The 3,649-nt window shown below is 72.6% G+C and carries 4 protein-coding genes; 1 reads left to right on the forward strand and 3 read right to left on the reverse strand.

Going from position 1 to position 3,649, the window contains the following annotated elements:
• A partial coding sequence (locus tag ACYVID_RS18055) for a GNAT family N-acetyltransferase (RefSeq protein ID WP_460739446.1) occupies positions 1-652 on the reverse strand: 652 nt, incomplete at its 3' end.
• Positions 633-1,085: a zinc ribbon domain-containing protein gene (locus tag ACYVID_RS18060; protein ID WP_460739448.1), complete on the reverse strand. Its 453-nt coding sequence runs from the start codon at positions 1,083-1,085 to the stop codon at positions 633-635. The genes ACYVID_RS18055 and ACYVID_RS18060, both read right to left, overlap by 20 nt.
• Positions 1,086-1,196: 111 nt before the next feature.
• Here ACYVID_RS18060 and serC point away from each other — a divergent pair, with 111 nt between their 5' ends.
• A complete protein-coding gene (serC, locus tag ACYVID_RS18065) occupies positions 1,197-2,318 on the forward strand; it encodes a phosphoserine transaminase (protein WP_460739450.1) in 1,122 nt (373 codons plus the stop codon).
• A 203-nt stretch (positions 2,319-2,521) separates the two neighbouring features.
• Here the strand turns inward: serC and ACYVID_RS18070 are convergent, their stop codons facing one another.
• Positions 2,522-3,526 carry a DNA topoisomerase IB gene (locus tag ACYVID_RS18070; protein ID WP_460739452.1) on the reverse strand — a complete coding sequence of 335 codons (1,005 nt, stop codon included), beginning with the start codon at positions 3,524-3,526 and terminating at the stop codon, positions 2,522-2,524.
• Positions 3,527-3,649 lie beyond the last annotated feature (123 nt).

Below are 3,649 nucleotides of genomic sequence, written 5' to 3' on the forward strand. Positions count from 1 at the left end.
CGCGGACCGCGGCAAGGCAGACGACGTCGTGTCGGGCAGATCCCATGGCCGTCAGTGGGCAGTTCTCATGACCGCCAGCGGGCAGCTTCGTGGCCGTCTCCGGGCAGTTTCTCGCGGCCGCCGACACCCGGCCGAAGCAGCGCGAGAGCGGGGAGTCGCGGTAGTGCCCGAACCCGGCGATCGGCACGTAGCCCGCGGACTCGTAGAGCGCGATCGCCTCAGGCTGGGCGGTCCCGGTCTCCAGCACCATCGCCCGGACGCCGGTCGCGGCAGCGGTGGCCTCGAGGTGCGCGAGCATCCGCCGGGCAAGGCCGCGGCGCTGCGCGGCGGGACTCACGTACATCCGCTTCACCTCGGCGACGGCCGCGTCGGGCGGGAGCCCGGGGACGGTCGCTGCCGTCGTACGCCGCCACGCGGCGGTCGCGACCGGACGCTCCCCCAGGTAGCCGAGGAAGAAGCTCCCGGCGGGCGGCTCGAACATCGCCGGGTCGAGCGGGGTCTCGTCGGGGCCGCCGTAGCGCGCGACGTAGACCGCCTGCACCTCCTCGACCAGCCGCAGGACGTCGGCGTGGCCGTAGGGGGCCGGCTCGATCCTCCAGCCGACCGGGGCGTCGGGGAGGTCGGGTCGGTGCCTAGGCCATCGAGGCTCCACAGCCGTCACAGAACCTCGCGTCCTCGTCGTTGCGGGTGCCGCAGGAGCGGCAGAAGGGGCCGGTGGCGGCCTGTCCCTGCGGCGCGGCGGCGGTCGCACCGTCGGCGGTGCGGCCGAGGTTCATGATGCCCTGGCCGTCGGTGAGGTACTCCGCGGACCGCTTCACCGTGGGCATCGTCTCCCCAGCGACGTACCTGCTCTGGGCGCCGAGGGTGCCGGCGTTGAGCATGCCGATGCCGAAGATGACCATGAACGCACCACCGGCCATGGTGAAGAAGGACCCGAACTGGGGGTCCATGCTCTCCATGCTGGCGGCCGCGAAGAAGTCGCGACCGCCGAGGTAGGCGATCACCGCGCCTCCGACGAGCAGCAGGGACCCGACGACGAGCAGGACGGTGCGGGGGCGGCGGGTGTCGTACGGCGATCCGGTCATGGTTCCTCCGAGAACGGGTGCCCGCGGGTCGGGCGGGGTGCCCCTACCCTCCCCCCTCCTGCGGTCAAACCCGGACGCGGGGGTGCTCGGTGCGGCTGGGATGATGGCGCCGTGACGCCGGACCTGCGCATCCCCGCCGACCTCCTGCCCCACGACGGGCGGTTCGGCTCCGGGCCGTCGAAGATCCGCGTCGAGCACCTCGACGCCCTGGCCGCCACGGGTACGACGCTGATGGGCACCTCCCACCGGCAGACCCCGGTCCGCTCGCTGGTCGCGTCGGTCAAGGAGCGGCTGGCCGTGCTCTTCTCGCTGCCCGAGGGCTACGAGGTCGTGCTCGGGGTCGGCGGGTCCACCGCCTTCTGGGACGTCGCGACCCACGGCCTCATCGAGCGCCGCAGCCAGCACCTGGTGCACGGCGAGTTCACCGGCAAGTTCGCGACCGCCGCCGCGCGGGCGCCCTGGCTGGACGACCCGTCGGTCGTGCGCGCGGAGCCAGGCTCCCTCGGTGCACCCGTCGCCGAGGACGGCGTCGACGTCTACGCCTGGGCCCACAACGAGACCTCCACCGGCGTGATGGCGCCTGTGACCCGGCCCGCCGGGATCGACCCCGACGCGTTGGTGCTCGTCGACGCGACCTCGGGCGCTGGCGGCCTGCCGGTCGACGTCGCCGAGGCCGACGTCTACTACTTCGCGCCGCAGAAGGGCTTCTCCTCCGACGGGGGCCTGTGGGTGGCGCTGATGTCCCCGCGGGCGCTCGAGCGCGCGGCCCGCAGGGCCGCCACAGACCGCCACGTCCCGGCCTTCCTCGACCTGCCGACCGCGATCGAGAACTCCCGTAAGGACCAGACCTACAACACCCCCTCGGTCGCCACGCTCTTCCTCATGGACCAGCAGCTCGGGTGGATGCTGTCCCTGGGCGGGCTCGAGGCCACCGTCGCCCGCACCCGCGCCTCAGCCGCCCACCTCTACCCCTGGGCCGACGCCTCGAGCTGGGCCTCACCGTTCGTCCCGGACCCCGCCCACCGCTCCCACGTCGTCGCGACCCTCGACCTCGCACCCCCGCTCGACTTCGAGGACGTGCTCGTGGTCCTGCGCGCCAACGGCATCCTCGACACCGACCCCTACCGCAAGCTCGGCCGCAACCAGCTGCGTGTGGCGATGTTCCCCGCCGTCGACCCCGACGACGTCCTGGCCCTCACCCACTGCCTCGACTGGGTCGTCGACCACCTCTGACCGTCCCGACGCCGACCCGCCGCATCTTTGGCGCCCACCCGCCGCGTCTTCGACGGTGACCCGCCGCGTCTTCGGGGGTGACCCGCCGCGTCTTCGACGGTCTGACGAAGATGTGGCGGATCACGCTTCAAGATGCGGCGGGTCACGCCCGGACGAGCGACGGGTCACCCCCGAAGATGCGGCGGGTCAGCGGTCTCAGAAGCTCAGACGGTCCGGAGCAGCTTGAGGGTGGCGCGCTCGAGGGCCGCCTGGCGCTGGTCGGGGGTGTCGTAGGTACGCCGGGTGGTGGCGGCGATGGTGCGGCCCTCCTCGTAGGACTCGATGACCCGCGGGTCGACGTACGACGAGCGCGCCAGCGTCGGGGTGTTGCCGAGGAAGCCGGAGACCTCCTTCATGGCACCCGAGATCGCGCGCTTGCGCGAGGCCGCGCTCTCCCCGTGCTCGGGCGACTCGGCCAGGGCGGCAGCGGCCAGCACGGTCGCGTGCCAGGTGCGGAAGTCCTTGGCGGTGGCCTGCACGCCGGTGGTGACCCGGACGTAGTCATTGACCAGGTCCGGCAGCACCGAGCGCCAGGAACGCGACTCCTTGTAGGACAGCAGCCGCGGGTCCTCCGCGCGCCGGCGGCGCATGATCTCGACCGCCTCGATGACGACCAGGTCGTCGATCTCGATCCGGTGCTCGACCCCGGACTTGCCGACGAAGGCGAAGACCAGCCGGTCCTGGCGCCGCCGCACGTGCCGCCGCTCGAGGGTGGTGAGGCCGAAGGAGCCGTTGGTGTCGGCGTACACGTCGTTGCCGATCCGGAAGTACCCCAGGTCCAGCAGCCGCACCGCCGCCGCACAGGCCCGCTCCAGCGGCATGCCCTCGCGCCCGAGGTCGGCGACGACCTGCTCGCGCGCCTTCACCAGCGCCTTGCCGAACAGCAGCATCCGGTCGAACTTCTCGGCGTCCCGCCGCTCCCGCCACGCCGGGTGGTAGAGGTACTGCCGGCGCCCGGCGTCGTCGGTGCCGACCGCCTGCAGGTGCCCGTTCTCGTACGGCGTGACCCACACGTCCTGCCAGGCCGGCGGGATCACCAGCGACCGCACGCGCTCGGCGTCCTCGGTGGGCAAGCGCTGGCCCGAGGCGTCGAGGTAGACGAATCCCTTGCCTGCCCGACGCCGGGTCCACCCCGGCTGGTCGGGCGAGGTCCTGCGCAGCCGCACCATGCGTTTCTCCTATGTCAAGCGGCGGCCGCGAGTCCAGTCGCGGCCGCTGCTTGATCGGTGTTGAGGTGGTTGAAGACGATGCGGGCCAAACGTCGTTTCAGGCAGCGCAGTGCCTCGGGCGTG

Source organism: Nocardioides ginkgobilobae (genome assembly GCF_054781275.1).